This is a genomic window from Vibrio mytili (assembly GCF_000830505.1).
Lineage (GTDB): Bacteria > Pseudomonadota > Gammaproteobacteria > Enterobacterales > Vibrionaceae > Vibrio > Vibrio mytili.
Genome location: NZ_JXOK01000063.1, coordinates 13,658 through 32,660, shown reverse-complemented (window position 1 = coordinate 32,660; position 19,003 = coordinate 13,658). Strand labels below are relative to the sequence as shown.

Genomic DNA, 19,003 nt, shown 5'->3' with positions numbered 1-19,003 from the left:
CAGTTGCAAAAACTCACCGCTACAGAGGATCATGAGTCACCAACTCTGTTGCCCAAGCCCAAACACACGATCGATGAAATTGAACCAATTCGTCAGCAAATAAACCAATATATACAGCGCAATGCATATCTTCTTTCCAGTGAGAAGCGGATTACTGGTGACATCGCTCACGAGCTCAAAACACCGATTGCTGAAATACTGACACTGACTGAAGTGTATATGCGTTACCCAGACGACCCAAGACTTGGCGAAACTTATCAGCAAGACGTCCTGTCGATTGCAACTCGAATGAAAAATATTGTTGAAAAACTCTTGTTATTGCAACGGGCATCACACATCGATCTCCATCAAGAAGAACTCGATATCAACGATGTAATACAAGAAATATTAAGTGAGTTTTCATTTAAATATGCGCATATTTCATCAATAGTTAAGACCCAAGTCCCTGTAGATACGACGTTTTATGCAGATAGATTTAGCTTAAAAACGATTGTATTTAACCTGGTAGATAATGCACTTTTTTATCGTATGCCAGAGTCACTCGTAGAAATTAATGTGTGGTCGACTAAAGATGGAATGGACATTGAGGTAATCAATCAACTAAGTAAACTGCTTGATCATAAACAGCTCGATAAACTGACATCACCGCTTTATCAAGCTGATACGTCGCGAACCGACTCAACACACTTTGGTCTCGGTCTATCGATTGTTGAGAATTTATGCCAGCACAATGGCTATGACTTGACGATTTCCCAGTCAGAGAGCCAAGCTCAATTCGCGGTAAAAATTCATCTCCCTCACTCATCACCGCCTCCAAAAATGAGAAACGATTCTGCCATAGACGTTACGCCCAACTAACCCAAAGCTCCATGTAGTAAATGATAAAGTCGCTTGGTGATCACATACCCAATACGACCCTTTCTAACTTAGGAATGGACAATTGTGAGCCAGTGACTTTACTAAATAAGTATTTAACGGATTAACTGAAGTATTGGAAAGTAACGCCTTACTCACCTGGAAATTGGGAGCGCAGCGAGTAATTTTTTCGCGTGCTCCAACTTGTTAGTTTAATAGCCATTTGCACTATTTATAAATCCCACCAATTGATCCATACGCTCTCTTAAATCTGAAATATTTAAGTCAGCGGGATTGTTCTTTACATAGTGACGGGCAACTTTGACTTTGCTTGCTGTCTTTTCCTCTATGCTCCGTAGCTTTTTATATTTAAGAAGGTTTTCCCACTCACCTTTATTTACTAGGTTGCTTGCAGATGGATGAACTGCTTTGACACTTTCTTCAATTTTATCGAAATCTAAGTAATTTTCGACTTCTCGCCCCTTAGTTACCCAAGCAAACCCCGGACCTGAATTAAACTCATCTTTCAACCTTTGCTTTGTAGCATTGATGCGCGCGCGAGGCCTATCTTTATCACTGTCAAACATTATCACTGTGTTTCTATTTAGCTTTCTTACAGTGATTAAATCATCAGCCGCTTCATTTTCAATATCCTGATCAAGTGCTGTTAAGTGGCTGAACAATCTACCGCCATAAAACATAATAGAATAATGAACACCCTCAACTAAATCTGGCGAATGAGCTCAAGCCAATAGTTTAGATATATTCGGTCAGATGGCCCCTCTACCCAAATAATACAATTTGCTTGCAATATATCTGAAGCCTTATAACCAAGATCATTACATATATTTGAGCGTTGCTTAGTACTCGAAATAGCTTCTACACAAGAAACACCATCAACTTGTGTGACGTAGAATATTTCAGATTCAACAGCATCTAATAAATGAGCGGAATGTGTTGTAAAGAAATACTGGTTTTCTGTTTTTTCTGATAGGTATTTAACCAGTTTTCGCTGTAGTAAAGGGTGTAAGTGGAGCTCTGGTTCTTCTACACAGAGTATTGTTTCCTCTAGCAATGTTGCTGCCGCTGCTAAAATTACTACTTCATGAACGCCAGTACCTAATGATTCTAACGGAAGTGTTCTGCCATCCATATGTATGAGCACCATATTTCTTTCATATGGTATTTCAATTTCAGCCGTTTTATTTTCAAGGACTTCCTGTATAAAACCATTTATAGAATGAAACTTTTCCTTTAGTTCTTGTTCGGCAAGAGGCGGGTTTTGAATTTTTGCAATTCTCTCGATGATCCCTTCGCCACTATAGTCACTAGCTTCACTTCCAGCTCCACCAATTTTCCTGATCGCAGGTATTACTTCTACGTTAGGTATCGAATCGGGTAAATAGGCGAGAGCTTTAAGTGATTCTGGCAACCAATGTTCCCTTAGCCCCCCGCCTGTTCTTCGAGTTAGTCCATTCCATAACTGTTGCCACTCTTTTTCATTAAGTTCTTGAAATACATCATCAGCATTGATCTCCAGTTCGAACGTGCCATTAGGGGTTCCAGCTTTATATGTAAACCAAATCGCTCCATCATGCATAAAGCACGCTGAACACAGAACCCTTCTTGCGAGCTGGCGATGAAAAGCGTGTTGTTTTTCATCAGACAATTTCTGATTAATGTAACTATCAATATCCTCCCCAAACAATGGGAATGATACGCGATGCTGAGCTCTTTCATTTGATATGTGATGATCAATATCTTTAAATGGATTCTCTTGCTGATTTCTTCCAAAGTTTTGTTGATTCTTTGCTTTTCCGACAAAATAGGCATATTGGTCATTTAAGAAGTTGACAATGTTAGACTTCCCCACGTTGTTCTGACCGATGATCAAATTGACTTTTTTGAGCGGCCCTATCCTGACCATTTCATCACCAATACTTCGGTAACCAGAAAAACCAAAACCTTTTAGTAGCACAAAATTATCCTTGTAAATCTAACATTCTTAATATCAGGCACGCTCGTTTTTCCGCTTGCCTAGCTTTCGACCAACCTATCATAAGTAACTAAAAAATATAGTATATACATCACATATTACATATCACATAAAACGAGAAGGCGCGTTATCTTTGGAGGAGTAAATACCTTTATTAACAATAATTTATCAGTCATTTCATTAAAAAAAACGAGCCAGAGTTTTCGGAAAAACAAGCCATATTTATGCTTTACAACCATATAAACTCATAAACTGTATAAATACGCAGATAAGAGTGCAGGCATTTCTGCCCTAAAAACATTAGAAAAATTAAGTTGAATTTGGTGACGTCAAACATTTGGATCAAATATTCTAAATGGCTTTGGGGCACAGGCTTTCCAGAGGTATGAAAAGCCCGTATCAGTCCTTCTAGCAATCCGTTTGCTCTGAGAGTCTCAGAGCGTCTTCTAGTTCAACGCCAAGATATCGAATAGTGTTATCTAGCTTCGAATGACCAAGTAAGATCTGTACCGCCCTTATGTTTTTTGTTCTGGCATAGATCAGAGTAGCTTTAGTACGACGCATAGAATGCGTACCATAATAGTCTGCATTCAAGCCAAGCTTTACAGCCCAGTTCCTGATAATCGTACGATAAAACGAATAACTGATGGCTTGGTCTTTACGGCGACAGCTTGGAAATAGAAAACTACTTGCCTCTAGATGTGCTGAGTAAACCCACCGTCTAATACTCTGTTGCGTTCTCGGAGTAATCTCATAGTGTACATCGGTACCTGTTTTTTGCTGGATACATTGAACCCTCTCATAGATCACGCCTTGCGAAGAAACATCATATACGTGCAGCTTTAGTAGATCACTCGCCCTCAACTTGCTATCAATGGCTAGGTTCAATAGTGCAAGCTGCATTAGGTCGTTTTCAAGCTCTAGCCTAGTTCTGATTCGCCAAATCTCTTCCAACTTGAATGGTCTTTTTATCCCGCTACATTTTCCTGAAGATAACTTTCTCATGTTGACCTCCTCTTAGGCGTTATTGGTCAACATAAAGTCTGGTTATCGACTACAACTGTTGCAGCAGTCTCGATCGCTGTCGATCAGGGCGAGCAGGAACACCCATGGACACAAACCGCTTAGATTATTTGCTCTATTTCGACTAGCAGGCATTAGGAAAAGTAAGGATGTATGATTGGTTATTAATATAGCGGTAGGAAATACATATCTTGCTATCCGATTATGTGTGTCACTTTATTAAGCACTTACCAAGCCGCGTATGAGTGGTGGTTATGTTTGAACTAATAAGTGACGCCTTATACCAGCCATTTAGACCTTTTTTATTTTCGCCTAACTTATGCTCAATAGTAAGTAACTCACCAAAGTCACCAGCGTATGTAGTTGAATTCGTTTCCCAGCCTTTGCGTTCTAAGAGCACCCAGTTATTACTATTTACAGCACGTTTCTCACCGTCTAGTTTTAATGTTTTCTCCGATGTTTTACCTGCCACAATTTCAAAACTTTGGTCGATGGCAGCATATCCTGTCATCTCAGGCACTTCGTGATTTACTTGATGAAACTTATCAAAATGGCAGTTGATAGTTTCTGAGGCAAAACTCCAAGAAGGTAGGAATAAAATTGCCAGACAAATATTTCTCACTTTTAGCTCTCCTTAAACATAACCAATAATTCCGTAAAGAACCCTGAGTTAAAATCAAGGTGATTAGTCTATTTAGTGCTATTTTGCCATCCATAATTACCTCCTAACAAGAAATAGGGCAGAACTTTGCAAGCGATTACTACCGCTGAGAAGCCTTTGGAAAAAAGCTTCTTAGCTCAAATCATTTAGTGGCATCATTTCAGATAAGAATACGTATCTAGAAACCTTAAACGTTTGTTAGGTTAATTTCACAGAAGTCTATTTAAGATTTCTTGTGAAGTGGATTTTTTATAGTTTACTAAATTTTTGTTCTTAATATTATTTTCATAGTTATTAAATAAAGTACTTCCCTCTTCCATGCTTATAGGAACCGATGTACCACCTGCGGTAAAGCGATAATATTTTTCGTGAGTTATACCAAAATTGTCAATATAGGAAATGTGCAAATATCTCCTAACGTAGAAGTTGTATGAAAGCACGTCACTACGCAACGAATCAGATATATCTTCGAGTCGTTTATTCAGTTCATTCACATTTTTTAAATGGATGCGTACAAGAACACCTGTGTTTTCGTTATAGCCATATCTCACACTGGGGAAATAACTGACTAGCGGGAACTCACCCTTTTTTAGCTGTAACTTTGAGTCGAACTGATTTTCACTATCTATAATTTGATCTTGCTTATAACCTAGAATAGCAATGGGCTTCAATTCTAAATCGTATAACTCTTGCCCATTATTTACAATTTCTAGTGTTTCTTGTCGAACACCCTCCGTCGTATCAACGTGATAAAACGTTGCTGATACTTTGGGTAGATGTGTCCACATATTTAGCTGTTGTGAGGCTTCAGCTACTTGTAATTGGGACTGTGCTATCGAGTTAGCGTTGATCGAAACTAGGATTGCCATAACAGCAAGGGCAATTGAAGCGAGACCGACAAGTGTTGCAATTGCAGTATCGAAATATATTTTGTTCCTTTCAAGAAACGTTTTCATGAGGTTATCTCCTTTAACCAACGCCCAATTAAGGTGATGAGATGGTCTCCCCCTACCTCTTCGCATGTCCATCGGCCATGCTTGGAGTGTTTAGGTCCCGAAGCAAAAGGAGAAGACCATGACTCAGCATAAAATCATCAGCATCGACTTAGCAAAAAATATCTTCTTTATTTTTGAAATCAATCATAAAGGAAAGAACCTCGGCCGTAAAAAACTTCAACGAAGTAAACTGCTTAACTACGTCGCAAATCAAACTCCATCTACCATCGCGATGGAAGCCTGTTCTGGGGCGCATTACTGGGCTCGTGAATTCGAAAACCTTGGACACAAAGTACTTTTATATCCACCCCAGCATGTTAAAAATCAGCGCCGCACACAAAAGAATGACTATAACGATGCTGGAGCCATTGCTGAGCTGGCCCTTTACCAACGACATTACCCCGTTCCACACAACTCTATCGAACAGCAAGATATTCAATCACTGATTCGAATGCGTAGATTATGTGTCACTGAAAGAACCCGTTTGATTAATCAAGTTCGAGGACTCATTGCTGAATACGGTATCATTCTCCCCAAAGGAAAAGCCTCTTTTAGACAAGCTATTCCCGAAACACTGGAAGACGCCAACAACCAACTATCACCAATATTACGTGAACTTGTATCACGTCAGTATGAGCGCTATTTATATATCGATGAGCAAATCAAATGGTTTGAAGACAAGCTAAACCAAACCATCAAACAATTCGATAATGCCAAGCGACTGATGTCAATTCCTGGCTTTGGGCCACTCACTAGCCAAGCAGTTGCCGTATGGCTAGGTTCAGGCCAACAGTTCAAAACTGGGCGAGATGCCTCTGCTGCGATGGGGCTTGTTCCAAGGCAAGACACAACAGGCGGCAACGTGATGCTTCTAGGTATAACGAAACAAGGCAATACTTATATTCGGTCCTTACTTGTTCATGGGCTAGAGCCGCCTTACGACGAGCCAAATTTAAATCCGACAAACTGAGTAAATGGATGTTAGATCTCCAAGAGCGACGAGGGCCAAACCGAGCAGCAGTAGCATTAGCGAACAAACTCATGCGGATCGCTTGGGCCGTCATAACAAAAAATGAAGAGTATCAACCAGCATAAAACACACACACCACCCTTTGCAAAGTACGTAGTGAGATGAATAACAGGATAAATCCTACACGTTGAAAACCTTGTGCTCACACTGGCTTTTAAAGTCGATAAGGTGATTAGGACTTCGTGTTCGACTGCCTCATCTTGGCCAAGGCAATAGCCGTTAAAACAGGCCGTATATATGGTAGTTAATCTGCGCTTTTAATCATGCTACTGACTTGCAAAACTGGGGGAGACCATATATGTGAGCCACGCTGCCACAACACTCAATTTGGACGCCATAAACACTAAACTAGACCCAAAGTAAAAATGCCAAGCGTGGGGAATCACTCTTAAATTGTTTGTATGGCATTTGGTTTCTCAGGCTTTACGGTGACAGTGTAAGTTTCAGTATCTGTTGCGCTTTCTACTTGAGAGGCTGTACCAATATCACTGATAGCTCGGCTGGTATAAACGGTAAAACATACTATTAAAAGAGTAAATCCACAGAATATCTGGTATATGGTGAGAAACTGAACAAGCCAATAACTAGGAGAAACACTACTATCCGCGAGGGTTGTGATCGTTGCTGCACTATAAAATAACGCATCACTCACACTTACTAAGTCTGACTGACAAACGCTATTGCTAGCCTCACACCAATATGAGGTCGGAGTCAGCATATATATAAAAGAAAAATTGATAATTAGCTCTAGGTAGCTATGCAACGACAATTTTAAGCGTTCAAAGAACTCTAAAGAGCTAGTGCTATCAGTCCTTTTTAGCTTATCTGCAGCATCATCTAAAAATGCAATAAAAATTTCATTACAGCGCGAAATTAAGAAATACCCCCAAAAAATACGATATCCAAACGGCAATAACTCATACAGAGAGCTAACACTCTCTCCTGATTTTAACTCCCACTCTGACTGGAAAAACACAATCGGGACAATCAATATAATTGCGAGCACTAAATAGAAACTATTCAGATTCTTCAACAGAGTTTTCCGTTCATCACCAACTTTCTTAGCTTTGAGTTGTTTAGCCAAAAACCATGTCGGAGATAAAACTGCTTTGAACAATATAGTCATCTAATCTCGTAACTCCATAAAAATGCCTAACGAATGACATGGATTCCCCCTCCCGAGGATCTGCCACACTTACGTGGTACTTATTAGCACTGGAGGCACCATGTCTGATTATTCTTATTTTGGCGGTATCGATTTAGCTAAAAACCATTTTAGTATTCATGTCGTTGACTCACAAGGTAAAGTGACTCTTCATAAATCGGTTACTCGCTCTAAACTACTGACCACAATAGCAAATATGCCCCCCATGCGTATAGGACTCGAAGCGTGTGGCGGTGCACATTATTGGGCAAGAACGCTTAATAAATTAGGACATGATGCTCGCATTATGGCGGTTAAGTATGTTGTTCCACATAGAACTAAAGGCAAAAACGACCTCAATGATGCCGTGGCTATCTGCCAACCTGTCCAACATCCATCTACACGATTCGTTCCTGTAAAGTCTCCTGAGCAACAAGCCATACTGTCCGTTCATCGAATGCGTGAGCATTGGGTGCGTGAACGTACTGCTCTAATGAACCGGATTCGCGCCTTACTTTCTGAGTTTGGTCTCATTATTCCTGTCGGACGCTCTTCTTTAATGAAGCAAGTACCTCTGATGCTGGAAGATGCTGAAAACGAACTTCCACACTTAGCTCGAACCGTTATTGCAGACGCTTATTATCACCTTGAACAACTGAACCAACGTATTGCGGATACTGAGCAAGTGTTTGATGCCTTTTCAAAGGTTAGCGAGAATGTTCAGCGTATTATGAAAGTCAGAGGCATTGGCCCACAAACAGCAACGGCTATTCTAGCTTCTATAGGTAACGGCTCTCAGTTTGATAAAAGCCGGGATTTTTCCGCCTGGCTAGGGCTAGTTCCAAAGCAGTATTCTACTGGCGGTAAACCTAGGTTAGGTAGGATAACCAAACATGGAGACAAGTACCTGCGCACCTTACTCGTCCATGGAGCTAGAACAGTCATTGCTAATCTAGGTGATAAACAAGACAGGCTCAGCCAGTGGTGTCGAGGCGTGTTGGAACAACGAGGAATGAACCGAACTATTGTCGCTCTTTCAGCAAAGAATGCTCGAATTATCTGGTCGCTATTACACCAACAAACGGAATATGAGAATTACGCTGCTTAAGAAACCATTAACTCAAGCAGCGTAACAAGAGTTCACCCACCGGGTCATAGCAGACGCAATGGATGGAGATAGAGCCTGTTAATGCGGCGGACACATATGATGTCATCTAACGAATAAGGCACCGCAGTCGCGCAAAGTCATCAGGGTCACGATGTTGCGAACCATCGATTATAAAGACCGAATGTAGAGCGGCAGTCCAAAACCCATCACTTGAAGTTTAGCGGATGTTTGACAACCGGGGGAATCCATTTAGTCCAGTTAAGGGATAAGCGATAAATGATAAATGATAAATGATAAATGATAAATGATAAATGATAAATGATAAATGATAAATTGTTTAAATACAAAAACTTAGATACAAACCCAAAGAACATGTCAACTATATGTGTAGCATATATGTAGCTATAAAAATGAACAAATCTAACGATCTACCAACTCATTTCTGGACATAAATGTGCTAGACCTCATGCGCTATAGCGCTTCTGTCAGATTAGGAAAAGTTTATTGAGGCCATATCGTTTTTATGGGAAATTCTGCCACTAGAGCTGAACTCCCAATGACTTTAAAGCTTGCTCACATTGAGCTGCACTTTCAAACTGAATAGCTGACATACCGACTGCCTCTGCACCTTTAACGTTGTATGACATATCGTCAATGAACACGGTTTCTGAAGCTTGCAAATCATGTTGAGAGAGTAGTGAGTGGTAGATTTCTGGTTGAGGCTTCAGTAAACCGACTTCCGCAGAAACTGTTGCACCATCGAACAAATCCCAAAATGTATAGTGTGCTTTTAAGTGAGATACAATTTCATGCACATTATCTGTTAACGCTAATACGTTATAGCCTGCAGATTTACAACGTTTAATAAGGTCTACGGAACCGTAGATTAGGATTTGTGTTTGCTTCACATAATAGAAAAGACGTTCACATTCTAGTTCGGTTAAACCTATGGTTTCTTGGTACTGAGCTCTGGCGTCACTTTCAGTTATCTGCCCCTTGTTCAAACTTAACCAAGTTTCAGACTGGAATATTGATTTTGCTAGCTCTTCTAGAGAGTTTTTTTCACCAAAAGTGAGCCTAATAATCTCCAAAGGAGCCCAACGAACAACAACATTACCGATGTCAAAAACGACATTTTTTATGTTATCAGAACTCATTTTCACTCCTTCACATAACGCTTTCGCTGTATATCGTAACGGATTTGCTTACCTACGTTCTTTATTTGCACCCCGACCTTATTAAACGCCTTTTGGATGGCTGTTGCGACATGCTGGTGGCCCTCTCCCACTAAAAAGTTTTCTTTATATTGGTTCGTTTCGAATACGCAGACTATTTCTAAGCTTTGGGGAAAAGAGGAGAATTTGACCGTATGAGTCACCCAAAGAAATCCATCGTAGCCTTTTAAAGTATCTTCACAAACTTCGGTCAACACACTTCTAATGAGATTCTCGACCTTCTTATCTGATTTACGCATGAAGCACACTTCCTATTTAACACCTTTAAAAAGGTTTTAGTCTACATTGTCTTGACCGATATGGAGCCGTGGCGTTCCAACCTCTTCTACTCCTCGCTTATTCCTTGGGCAGATGCCCCATCTTCTTCGCAAACTCTTGCATAGCGTCGGCAAAGGTTGTCGTCCCGCCTTTAGCTTGAACCTGCATCACCTTATAACCCATCTTTTCCAGCGCCTTGTGCTCTGCCAAAACCGCTTCATCGTCTTGCCGACCGCCCAGTAAAGGCTGATGAAGGTAACATCCCTCTAGTTCACCATCTTCGACCAATTGGTGGTGTTTTAGTGCATTGATATCAAAATTCATAGTCAGTTTTTTCGTTTTAAAGTGGGCAGCTCTTTGGCAACCCTGCTGTTATCTACAATTTCATCGTTTGTACCATAAGGCATTTAATTGACTCAACCTTAAACTTGATAACCTAGCAGACGCATTTAGCTACCAACAAAGTGGCAAGTGTTTTGGTAGGATATGCGTAGAATGGTAAGCTCAAAAAATGTTAGTCGAGGAGCCCCCGAATAGAATGAAAAAATTCAACCTTATTTTTACCGCTTTCATCCTGATTCTGTTAGCTGGGTGCTCGTCTATCGATAACGGGAAAACAAAGGGGTATGCCAAATCACACCAGCTTGTTGGTCAAGCTTCATGGTACGGGAAAAAGTTTCATGGAAAACGTACAGCAAGTGGTGAGCGGTATGACAACGGCGCCTATACGGCTGCGCATAGAAGCTTACCTTTTGGAACGATCGTGAGGGTGACTAATACCGCTAATGGCAAACAGGTTGATGTCAAAATCAATGATCGAGGCCCTTTTGTAAAAGGTCGTGTTATCGACCTCTCACAAAAAGCCTTTGAGCAAATTGGCAGTATCAAGAAAGGCGTTGCGCCGGTCAAAATTGAAATTATTGATGACAGTAATACCTTTAGATATAAGCACTAATTCCCGGCTTGAATATGACTTTTTAGTCATCAAACTTCGACGAAAACGTGTCAGGACAAAGGCTTTAACAAGCACTCGCTCACGTAAGTCAGGCGATCAATATCTAGACTTCAATTACGAAACTTTATTTACGAAAAAAGCCTGCAATGCTTTCACATTGCAGGCTTTTTAATGTGATGTTTGCAGCAAAAGTCTGCATAGCCAAAATCAATATTCAAAGGGTTACATCAGGGATTGCAGTATAAGTTGGCATAATATTGCGCAAAAAAACTTCAAATTCAAACCATTCTCAAATTTCATCGTGGTAAGTTTACACCACATATCTCGGTTATTAGTTAGAGCGACAAGAGATAAAGCCACAACCTCACACAGTATCATTGAACCATTTATGGACAAAAACGCATTACATGCCTTTCTAAATTAGCAAAGCTTAAATTACCTGATGTATCGCAAAGCTGTCCTATTTGACGACCAAGATATCAAAAAGCTTGAGAGATAATAGAGTTTTGGGGCTTTCTAGTTGCTGGCTCATCCAGCTCACATGGTGCGGTTAGTGAATCCCGAAGAACTCGAATGTCTTTTCGGCACTGACTTCAAGGAACTGAACGACGACAATGCGCGCGCAGCTTACACGGTGCCCCGCTTGAGATTTTGCTGCGCCATATCAATAGACAAAGCGATGTTCCGCTCGAGCCCGTCCCGACCTTGGCCTACGTTAACCGGTGTACGCGGCGAGGATATACACTCGCAGAAATGGCGGCATACTGCGGTCAAATGCAGTCGGCACAATGGGCGCGCCGCGAATTTCACCGTCGCTTCGTGGAAATTATTCCCTACCAGAAACCAACTGTCGGCGTAGAAACGTGGTTTGCCTTAGATGCTCGTGTCGAATCCGCGTCAGACAGCGAGTTGAACAATCGAGGGCTATCAGAATTGATCTAGGTTAGCGGTAAACCTGTACTCAACAGTAACGTCCAAGTTTTGAGACATGTCGATAACGTCGATCTGTTGAGTGTTGTGCTAGGCTGTATTAATTGGTCGACTCTGGGATGAATTCGCATGATCTATTTTAGAACTAAAGCTAATACCAATCTAAGAAGTGAGCCTAGGAAAACACAAGCAAGCGAGCCTACCAATGTTTTGGTCGTGATGCCGACAAATCACTGGTTTCTCGGCACCAAAGTCGTTGGTGAATGGGTAGAAGGCTACACAACTGTCAACGGAAAGAACTACGAAGGATTTGCGCATACTAACCTGCTCCGCACAGAAAAAATCATCGAAGGGGAAGGAGCATCTGATTCATCCAGGGGCGAGAAGTCCAAACGTCATGATATTTTTTTCGAGGAACAAGCAGAAAAACTTCGTCCATTTTTGTCAATCAACCCACCGCAGGACCGAGCCAGAGCGACTGAAGCTCTTAGTTTCAACAGATCGCGTGTCATCGATATCGACTGGCAATATGTATTCTCGCCCAAACTGGTCAAAGACTATCACACTGACGAACCAGCTCCCAGCAAGACTTTTGAACTTACCGACCAACTCAACTACTTTCAGAATTATTTCGACGAATTGTGGGGTATCAGCCCCGGCAACTTCGAAGAACGCAAAGCCGAGTTCTTAAAGCAGGCTACAATCAAGATTCCGTCTGTTAGTCGGGATGAGAATGGAAAAACAGTTTTCTCTATGGAGAAAAAGGAGAATCTCTGGGTTCTCAAGCACCCGCTTGTCAATCGTTGGTTCTATATCGAGCCAATTGCTGGACAGGATGCGATAAGCGAGGCAGATTTTGCGGATTACCCAACCTATCTCAAAATCTGGACTGAACGCGCAGATAGTGTAGAGGTTAGCTTCTCGGACACCGAAGATGACAGCATCGCGGACAAGCTGTTGCCAGCGATTGATGAAATAGACCTGGCTCCGTCAATCATCTTACGCCAGTATCAAGAATTGCAGGACCTTAAACCCTTTGCAAAGACTTTATCAGACAAGGCCAATGAGTTGGCAACGTCACAGGTCACAGGGCTGCTTACCGACAACCAAATCAACCAACTTCTGAACGCTATCCTTCGCATGAAGCAACCGCAGCGGGATGTCACCTTCAGCGAACGGCAACTCGTAGATAGAGCCTCTGACCTTAATTATATCCTGCCGCTCACCAACAGAACGTACAAATATGTTGACGGTAGTACTGAAGAAATGGTACCTGGGAAACTCTACCAGCCATATCGCACGACGATTTATTGGCGATCTCAGGTTAAGCGTGTTCGATACGTTACCAGAACCAAGAAAGTATTTGGAGTCGTGGTCAGTAGGCGTCGTGTTCGTCAAGAATGGATGGAGACGGTCAACAATTCTCGCCGAGTCACCAAATACGGTGAGGTACAGGTCGATCTTGATCCATGGGAAGAGAAAGAAGTCGAACTGGCCGAAAAAGAAGGTCTGGAATCCTACCGGTTTGAGAGGATCAATGGCGACTATTTTGACGTCAACGGCACTTCATTGGAATCGGTGATCGAGAATTGCGACCGTAATGAAGAGTTCAGACGAAAAACCGCGATTTGGATACCGGTATATGAACAGAAATTAACTGAAGGTGAAATCCTTACAAAATACACTATTATCAAGCGGCCCTTCCGAGGTTATGCACCCGTACGATCGCCGGCCGTTTTTGTTCACGAAGCTCTGAGTTATCGCACAGCATGGCGCAGTTCGGAGCTAGGTGAGCTAGTGCATTCGATCAATATGGGACCAGGTGAAGAACGGACGATTACAGTTGAACAGACAACGTCGCGCCAGATTGAAACGGTACAATCCACGACCTCCATTCTTGACCTCACCCGCTCTGATACGTTGGAACTCTCAAGCGAGATCGAAAGAGAAGCCGGTAACTCATCTGAGTCGACACGCACAAGTACCTTTTCAGCCTCCGCTAGTGGCTCCATTGGTGCCTTTGGCGGCAGTGCATCGGGCAGCACATCCTCCACCAAGACTGCTAAGCAATTCTCGCGCCAGATGGAGAAGGTCGCCCGCAAGGCTGCTAGAAACCTTACCCGACGGTCACATCAGGAGGTCAAATCCACAACCACGGTAACCACCAAAGCTTCGCGCAGCGAAAGCACGTCAATCAACGTGAAGAACGTAAACGAAGGCCGGACACTGAACTTGCTTTTCTACAGGCTATACAACATTTTTGACGCATCCCTGACTGCTGAGAGTCTACAATTCGTATCTGAAGACGGGATCGAACTGGTTTCAGGCAGCGGGATTACAATTCCTAAGGTGTTTGAGTTGTCGGACATGGATCAGGCGCTCTCACCATTTGACCTAAGCAACCTGCCCTACCAGACAGCGGCCACGCCAGGCTCAGAAGAATATGCTAAGCTGTTTGTTTCATATTGGTCCTACATCATCGACCAAATCCTAAACCTACTAAAAAAGGAGTATGATGTTGGGGGTGCGGAAGCCTCGGCAAAGGTAATTCGAGTGTCTAATGCCCTAAGCGAAATAATGAATGAAGCAACAACTGTCGGAGGCAAGGCACCGTATATCGTACTGGGCGATGGAGAGGACAAGTACACGCTCGAAAATCTCTATGCCAAGTTACAGGAGGCTATTGAGAAGATCATCGAACAGTTAGAAAAATCTGTCGACGACGCGCTTGATGAGAATGAACCGTTGCTGCCACTGCTCTCACACGACTTACGCGTGGCATCGCCCGGCCTCTATGTGGATACAGTCATGGGTGTTTCTCCGGCAACCGAACCCTATGCCGAAGAAATGCGTGCACAGAAAGTTCTCATGGAAGCGGCAGAGGTCGCCAAACAGGGGGCCATTGCCGATTATTACCGTGTCCTGTCGGGTCAGGAACCACTTGGCTCTGGTGGCAGAGACCAGCCGCAAATCCTCTACGCCTATGCAAAGTCTGATCAGGAAATCGTCATCCAGTTACGGGAGTTCGTGACCTCTGGGAGGTGGAAGCTAGAAGTCGATGCGAAAGAGGTCACCAGCTTCGATATCGCAGAAGATCAGCAGACGGTCGAACACGATTGCGGTGAAGCTCAAGAATGGTTGGCTGAACCTGAAGGACGATTGATCAACATACGCAAGGGTCGAACATTCATTCTTATCAATCTAAATATGGAAGGGTGAAATGCTGAGATTCAGTGACACCAACAGTCTCGGCTTCGCGGGTGATGTCGAGACCACGTCTAGCAACCAACTCATGTGCTATGGGCCGGTTCAGCCTGAAGCCCTTGCAGACAAGTCCAACCTGCTCTTTGTACCAGGGGAGTCAGAGGATCATTCTAATAGGATATTGCAGGAAATCTCGAACCAGCTCTCATCCTCTCTTGCGTCATCATACTATCTACCAGCTGGTATCGCAGGGGATATCCTCAAGCACCTCCATGAGACCCGCAAACAATACATTTCTGCCCTTGAGGCCACGCACAAGGCATGGATCGATGATGGTCGCAAGGTAACCAAGAAAGTTGCCGATAACATGATCGCCCTGCGCAAGATCACGCGGCAATCGTCCAGAGCACAGGACCCGATCCCGAATTTTGCTTACAAGATCGTGGACAAGTATCGCGAAAGCAAGCGTAGTGGAGATCCATCCTTTGTGAAACTTTACAAGCAGGGTAATTATCGAGGAGCCATCGAGGCGTCGGTCCGGGCTGGACCGGCAACAAAATTCACCACGATTGGAAGCGGTGTTGGCAAACTGCTAAAAAAGGGCAGCGCGATTGTTATGGTCGCCGATATATCGACCTCCGCAGGACGAGTCTACTTTGCCAATACGCCGGAAGAACAACAGGCTGCACTCAGCGGTCTGGGAGAAGACCTTGGCTCTTCGCTCGGTGTGTATGGCGGAGCCAAATTCTGTACGGCACTGATAGTGACGACTGGAGGGATAGGGGTTGTAGGATGTGCGATTGCTCTGGGAGCTGGAATCTATCTTGGTGGACGTTTGGGCAGCATGATCGTGGGCGGTCAGGCCGCCAATGATCTCGTTAACAGTGTCCGAAGTAACTTCTAACGGCTACCCGGTTTAGAACACCCTAGCCGAGCTAGCTAGAGACGTAATATTGAAAGACTTCTGTAGCTCTGAAGAAGTGGGCAGACAGGTCAGGGAAAATTTACACCCGACAGAAGGAGAGTTTTATGGATATTCAGGACTCAGGTTGGAATTGGACTAGCGCGTTCGGAATCGCACTTGCGGTCCTGGCTATCGTTGGGCTCGGTTGGGGAGTTGCTGTCCTTCTGCCAAATTCGGTCAAACTAAATGCTGATTTTGACGCACTCCAGTTTCTAGAACACCTCGCAATACTTGCTATCCTCGCCACCGCCATTGAACGAGCAACGCAAAGTATGCTGTTTCTAACCAAGACCGATGGTACCGACCGGGCCATTGTTGAGGCAACTGGTGTAAAAGCCAAGGATGGCTCACGGGCCGCCATGATGATTAGCCTCCCATTGGGTCTAGCTGTTGGATTGACTGGAATTGGAGTGATCACTCCGCTTATTAGCATCGAACCGTCAGAAATCGACTCTACTATGGAAATAGCACGGATGGTGGTCACAAATCTCCAGAACAAAGCCAACCAACTCGCCCTTCAAATTACTACAGAAGAAGTAGCACAAGAGATCGGCAGAATATCGGCAGAAAATGTCGAACTCTCCAGATCAATCCTGCGTGGGGTAGATACAATTGTGACAGGGGGGCTGCTTGCTGGCGGTGCATCTGGCATTCATCAAGTTGCTGAGGTTGTGAAGTCACTTGTGCGCGGCCCAGATCGAGCCCGTGCTGACGTTTTGGCTGGTACGTCTAGCGCATCGGTTCTTTCTCTAGAACGTGGTTCTACGAATACGCAACTTTGGCATTTGGATCGGGCATTCAAAATTGAAGGTAGTGACGATGGACTGCAAGAAGGCACCTACCACCGCGTCGCTCTACGTGGAACCACCAAGGAGAACATGTTCATCGAGTTTCCTCTAACGACTGGAACAGGTCGAGTTCCGAAAATCACGGCGACAGACTTAGCCGGAGGAGGCCTTTCGATGGCGCGCGAAGACCTGAATGTTCTAACCGACCGTCTTGGCAATATACCTAGAGATGACTTGAAGATAGTCGTTCGCCAAGTGTAATCCTCGGGGAGCTGGTCAGTTATCAAATAAATGGACATTCCCTACCCAAAAAGCCCAAAGTTTAGGCTGTTCATACATTCGACATAGCCATCTGCCCTCCCTCACTTGACGCTACCTTTTCGGTAGAGCATCGAATGTCTCCGTTGTTCATGGTCTATACATACGACAGGTTTGATCGCCAAGTGAGCTATAAATCTATTAGATAAATTCAGTCAAAGAGTAGCGTGAATAAATAGCGCATATATCCGAAGAAACACGGAATGGGGCAGAAACGAGTTAGAAGCATCGAGACTGGCTCCATAAGTACTCTGTTAGTTGCAATCTTCGTCTTGCATGATTTCTACTTTTACGCTGACTTTGTCCTGCATTATTTTATTTAGTACTGAGTTTGATGGATAAAGAACTTTTGCACTCGGCACCTCAATTGACGCTGGGTCCAAATGTGAGTCTTGGTCATCAAAAAAGATATGTGGCTTAAACGCTTTTAGAAAACGACTTTTCTCTAAACCTCCAAGAAAGAAGGCCTGATCAATATAAACATTCCAACTTCGAAGTGTTTTTATTACTCTCATTTCTGCGGGACTATTTCGGGCAGTCATGATTGCTAATTTTACAGGCGAATATTCGATACGCCCAGGTAGCCTTTCCTGTACTTTAGAGAGCTTTTTCAGAAGATTAGCATAAGGTCCTTCTTGCAAAGGGATGTCTTGTTTCTCGTTTTCACTTCGCCAAAACTCTTCTAATCCATCTTTTTGATTAACAATTTCGCTATCCTCGCTAAAAAGAACAGCATCCGCATCGAATGCAAAGCGCACTTGATCTTCGTTTAAGCTTGCCTCTGATTGCGGTGGTCGTTTAACTAGTGCTGAAGCACATACGCGACTATCGATAACCTCTTGAGCATCTTGTTCATTGGTAGTTAGGAACAGGTCTACATAAAAAGCATCTAGGTAGATAGAGCTTGCTTCGCCAGCAGTAAATGCAGAACGAGTAATAGGAAGCTCTCTCCTGCGAATTTCATTTAATACTCTAAAACCCGTTTCTGGGCTATTTCTCGAAATAACAACCACCTCAACTATCGGTGCGGTGGCTTCTGAGCTCTTGTGAGTATTGAGATTGAGTAATGACCTTACTAGAGGCATGGCGGTACCATCTTTTAAGGGTTCATTTTCATGCTCAAGCATATATGTACGATACTCATCGATCGCAGTATTTGGATCTGTTTCGTTTTTTTTCCTGAAGATCTCATCAGCTTCAGATAAATCAAATAGTGCAGTAGCTGAAATCCCTATAACCAAAGTTTCTGTTAAATCTATTGGCATAATGCTTTGCCTCTCTGACATATTAATTTATTTTTGTTAGCGCAACTAACAGTATTGTTCAACTAGACACCATCTATTTGAACTTAAAGAATAACATTTAATCAATTGTTTTATATTACAAAAACAATCACGCACCCAAACATCGCCGACAAAAACAGACCATACAACACCGAGCAAGCATTCCATTATTGGAAAAAGTAGGTCAATTTAATAATAAATAGAATGTGTCCTAAATCTTTGGCTAGAACACTATGAGCCAGACATATTTCAGCCA

The 19,003-nt window shown here is 43.1% G+C and carries 17 protein-coding genes and 1 pseudogene; 8 read left to right on the top strand and 10 right to left on the bottom strand.

The genetic code is table 11. The features are described 5' to 3' along the window. The first annotated feature begins 3 nt into the window (after window positions 1–3). On the top strand, window positions 4–858 hold the full coding sequence (locus SU60_RS21030; RefSeq protein WP_052481552.1) for a sensor histidine kinase: 855 nt from the start codon (window positions 4–6) through the stop codon (window positions 856–858). Window positions 859–1,067: 209 nt separating this feature from the next. On the opposite strand, the gene SU60_RS22445 is transcribed toward SU60_RS21030, so the two are convergent. The 5 genes from SU60_RS22445 to SU60_RS16360 form a co-directional block, all read right to left on the bottom strand. After that, complete coding sequence (locus SU60_RS22445; protein ID WP_245228424.1) at window positions 1,068–1,556, bottom strand: hypothetical protein; 489 nt, start codon at window positions 1,554–1,556, stop codon at window positions 1,068–1,070. A gap of 23 nt (window positions 1,557–1,579) precedes the next feature. Further along, window positions 1,580–2,833, bottom strand: a complete 1,254-nt coding sequence (locus SU60_RS16375) for an AAA family ATPase (protein WP_245228423.1) — start codon at window positions 2,831–2,833, stop codon at window positions 1,580–1,582. A 426-nt stretch (window positions 2,834–3,259) separates the two neighbouring features. Beyond that, entirely contained in the window at window positions 3,260–3,856 is a 597-nt protein-coding gene (locus tag SU60_RS16370; protein ID WP_041156470.1) for a tyrosine-type recombinase/integrase, read from the bottom strand. A gap of 229 nt (window positions 3,857–4,085) precedes the next feature. Then, window positions 4,086–4,496 carry a hypothetical protein gene (locus SU60_RS16365; protein ID WP_041156469.1) on the bottom strand — a complete coding sequence of 137 codons (411 nt, stop codon included), beginning with the start codon at window positions 4,494–4,496 and terminating at the stop codon, window positions 4,086–4,088. 248 nt (window positions 4,497–4,744) lie between these two features. After that, window positions 4,745–5,491, bottom strand: a complete 747-nt coding sequence (locus SU60_RS16360; RefSeq protein ID WP_041156468.1) for a hypothetical protein — start codon at window positions 5,489–5,491, stop codon at window positions 4,745–4,747. A gap of 118 nt (window positions 5,492–5,609) precedes the next feature. On the opposite strand from SU60_RS16360, the pseudogene SU60_RS16355 reads away from it, so the two are divergent. Continuing rightward, window positions 5,610–6,625, top strand: a pseudogene (locus SU60_RS16355) (IS110 family RNA-guided transposase). Window positions 6,626–6,948: 323 nt separating this feature from the next. Here the strand turns inward: SU60_RS16355 and SU60_RS16350 are convergent. After that, on the bottom strand, window positions 6,949–7,686 hold the full coding sequence (locus SU60_RS16350) for a hypothetical protein (RefSeq protein ID WP_041156467.1): 738 nt from the start codon (window positions 7,684–7,686) through the stop codon (window positions 6,949–6,951). Window positions 7,687–7,786: 100 nt separating this feature from the next. Here SU60_RS16350 and SU60_RS16345 point away from each other — a divergent pair, with 100 nt between their 5' ends. After that, window positions 7,787–8,812, top strand: a complete 1,026-nt coding sequence (locus SU60_RS16345; RefSeq protein WP_041156466.1) for an IS110 family RNA-guided transposase — start codon at window positions 7,787–7,789, stop codon at window positions 8,810–8,812. A gap of 539 nt (window positions 8,813–9,351) precedes the next feature. On the opposite strand, the gene SU60_RS16340 is transcribed toward SU60_RS16345, so the two are convergent. From SU60_RS16340 to SU60_RS16330, 3 genes are all read right to left on the bottom strand, one after another. Further along, on the bottom strand, window positions 9,352–9,969 hold the full coding sequence (locus tag SU60_RS16340) for an HAD family hydrolase (RefSeq protein WP_041156465.1): 618 nt from the start codon (window positions 9,967–9,969) through the stop codon (window positions 9,352–9,354). Between the two features lie 2 nt (window positions 9,970–9,971). Further along, window positions 9,972–10,286, bottom strand: a complete 315-nt coding sequence (locus tag SU60_RS16335; RefSeq protein WP_041156464.1) for a hypothetical protein — start codon at window positions 10,284–10,286, stop codon at window positions 9,972–9,974. A 97-nt stretch (window positions 10,287–10,383) separates the two neighbouring features. Then, window positions 10,384–10,629, bottom strand: a complete 246-nt coding sequence (locus SU60_RS16330) for a hypothetical protein (RefSeq protein ID WP_041156463.1) — start codon at window positions 10,627–10,629, stop codon at window positions 10,384–10,386. A gap of 214 nt (window positions 10,630–10,843) precedes the next feature. On the opposite strand from SU60_RS16330, the gene SU60_RS16325 reads away from it, so the two are divergent. The 5 genes from SU60_RS16325 (at window position 10,844) to SU60_RS16305 (ending at window position 17,407) form a co-directional block, all read left to right on the top strand. Further along, complete coding sequence (locus SU60_RS16325; protein WP_041156462.1) at window positions 10,844–11,260, top strand: septal ring lytic transglycosylase RlpA family protein; 417 nt, start codon at window positions 10,844–10,846, stop codon at window positions 11,258–11,260. Window positions 11,261–12,013: 753 nt separating this feature from the next. After that, complete coding sequence (locus SU60_RS16320; RefSeq protein ID WP_041156461.1) at window positions 12,014–12,202, top strand: hypothetical protein; 189 nt, start codon at window positions 12,014–12,016, stop codon at window positions 12,200–12,202. Between the two features lie 117 nt (window positions 12,203–12,319). Beyond that, a complete protein-coding gene (locus tag SU60_RS16315; RefSeq protein ID WP_041156460.1) occupies window positions 12,320–15,409 on the top strand; it encodes a hypothetical protein in 3,090 nt (1,029 codons plus the stop codon). A 1-nt stretch (window position 15,410) separates the two neighbouring features. Further along, entirely contained in the window at window positions 15,411–16,298 is an 888-nt protein-coding gene (locus SU60_RS16310; RefSeq protein WP_041156459.1) for a hypothetical protein, read from the top strand. A 125-nt stretch (window positions 16,299–16,423) separates the two neighbouring features. Continuing rightward, window positions 16,424–17,407 (top strand): hypothetical protein, encoded by a 984-nt coding sequence (locus SU60_RS16305; RefSeq protein WP_041156458.1) that lies wholly within the window; start codon window positions 16,424–16,426, stop codon window positions 17,405–17,407. A 311-nt stretch (window positions 17,408–17,718) separates the two neighbouring features. Here the strand turns inward: SU60_RS16305 and SU60_RS16300 are convergent, their stop codons facing one another. Further along, window positions 17,719–18,729, bottom strand: coding sequence for a 5'-nucleotidase (locus SU60_RS16300; RefSeq protein ID WP_041156457.1), 1,011 nt, complete (start codon window positions 18,727–18,729; stop codon window positions 17,719–17,721). Window positions 18,730–19,003: the final 274 nt, after the last annotated feature.

Excerpts from the sequence above, each read along its gene's own strand:
- SU60_RS16310 (WP_041156459.1), top strand. The coding sequence starts at position 15,411 with ATGCTGAGATTCAGTGACACCAACAGTCTCGGCTTCGCGGGTGATGTC.
- SU60_RS16370 (WP_041156470.1), bottom strand. The coding sequence starts at position 3,856 with ATGAGAAAGTTATCTTCAGGAAAATGTAGCGGGATAAAAAGACCATTC.
- SU60_RS16360 (WP_041156468.1), bottom strand. The coding sequence starts at position 5,491 with ATGAAAACGTTTCTTGAAAGGAACAAAATATATTTCGATACTGCAATT.
- SU60_RS16340 (WP_041156465.1), bottom strand. The coding sequence starts at position 9,969 with ATGAGTTCTGATAACATAAAAAATGTCGTTTTTGACATCGGTAATGTT.
- SU60_RS16305 (WP_041156458.1), top strand. The coding sequence starts at position 16,424 with ATGGATATTCAGGACTCAGGTTGGAATTGGACTAGCGCGTTCGGAATC.
- SU60_RS16350 (WP_041156467.1), bottom strand. The coding sequence starts at position 7,686 with ATGACTATATTGTTCAAAGCAGTTTTATCTCCGACATGGTTTTTGGCT.
- SU60_RS16300 (WP_041156457.1), bottom strand. The coding sequence starts at position 18,729 with ATGCCAATAGATTTAACAGAAACTTTGGTTATAGGGATTTCAGCTACT.
- SU60_RS16315 (WP_041156460.1), top strand. The coding sequence starts at position 12,320 with ATGATCTATTTTAGAACTAAAGCTAATACCAATCTAAGAAGTGAGCCT.
- SU60_RS16320 (WP_041156461.1), top strand. The coding sequence starts at position 12,014 with ATGGCGGCATACTGCGGTCAAATGCAGTCGGCACAATGGGCGCGCCGC.
- SU60_RS16330 (WP_041156463.1), bottom strand. The coding sequence starts at position 10,629 with ATGAATTTTGATATCAATGCACTAAAACACCACCAATTGGTCGAAGAT.
- SU60_RS16345 (WP_041156466.1), top strand. The coding sequence starts at position 7,787 with ATGTCTGATTATTCTTATTTTGGCGGTATCGATTTAGCTAAAAACCAT.
- SU60_RS16335 (WP_041156464.1), bottom strand. The coding sequence starts at position 10,286 with ATGCGTAAATCAGATAAGAAGGTCGAGAATCTCATTAGAAGTGTGTTG.
- SU60_RS16325 (WP_041156462.1), top strand. The coding sequence starts at position 10,844 with ATGAAAAAATTCAACCTTATTTTTACCGCTTTCATCCTGATTCTGTTA.
- SU60_RS22445 (WP_245228424.1), bottom strand. The coding sequence starts at position 1,556 with ATGTTTTATGGCGGTAGATTGTTCAGCCACTTAACAGCACTTGATCAG.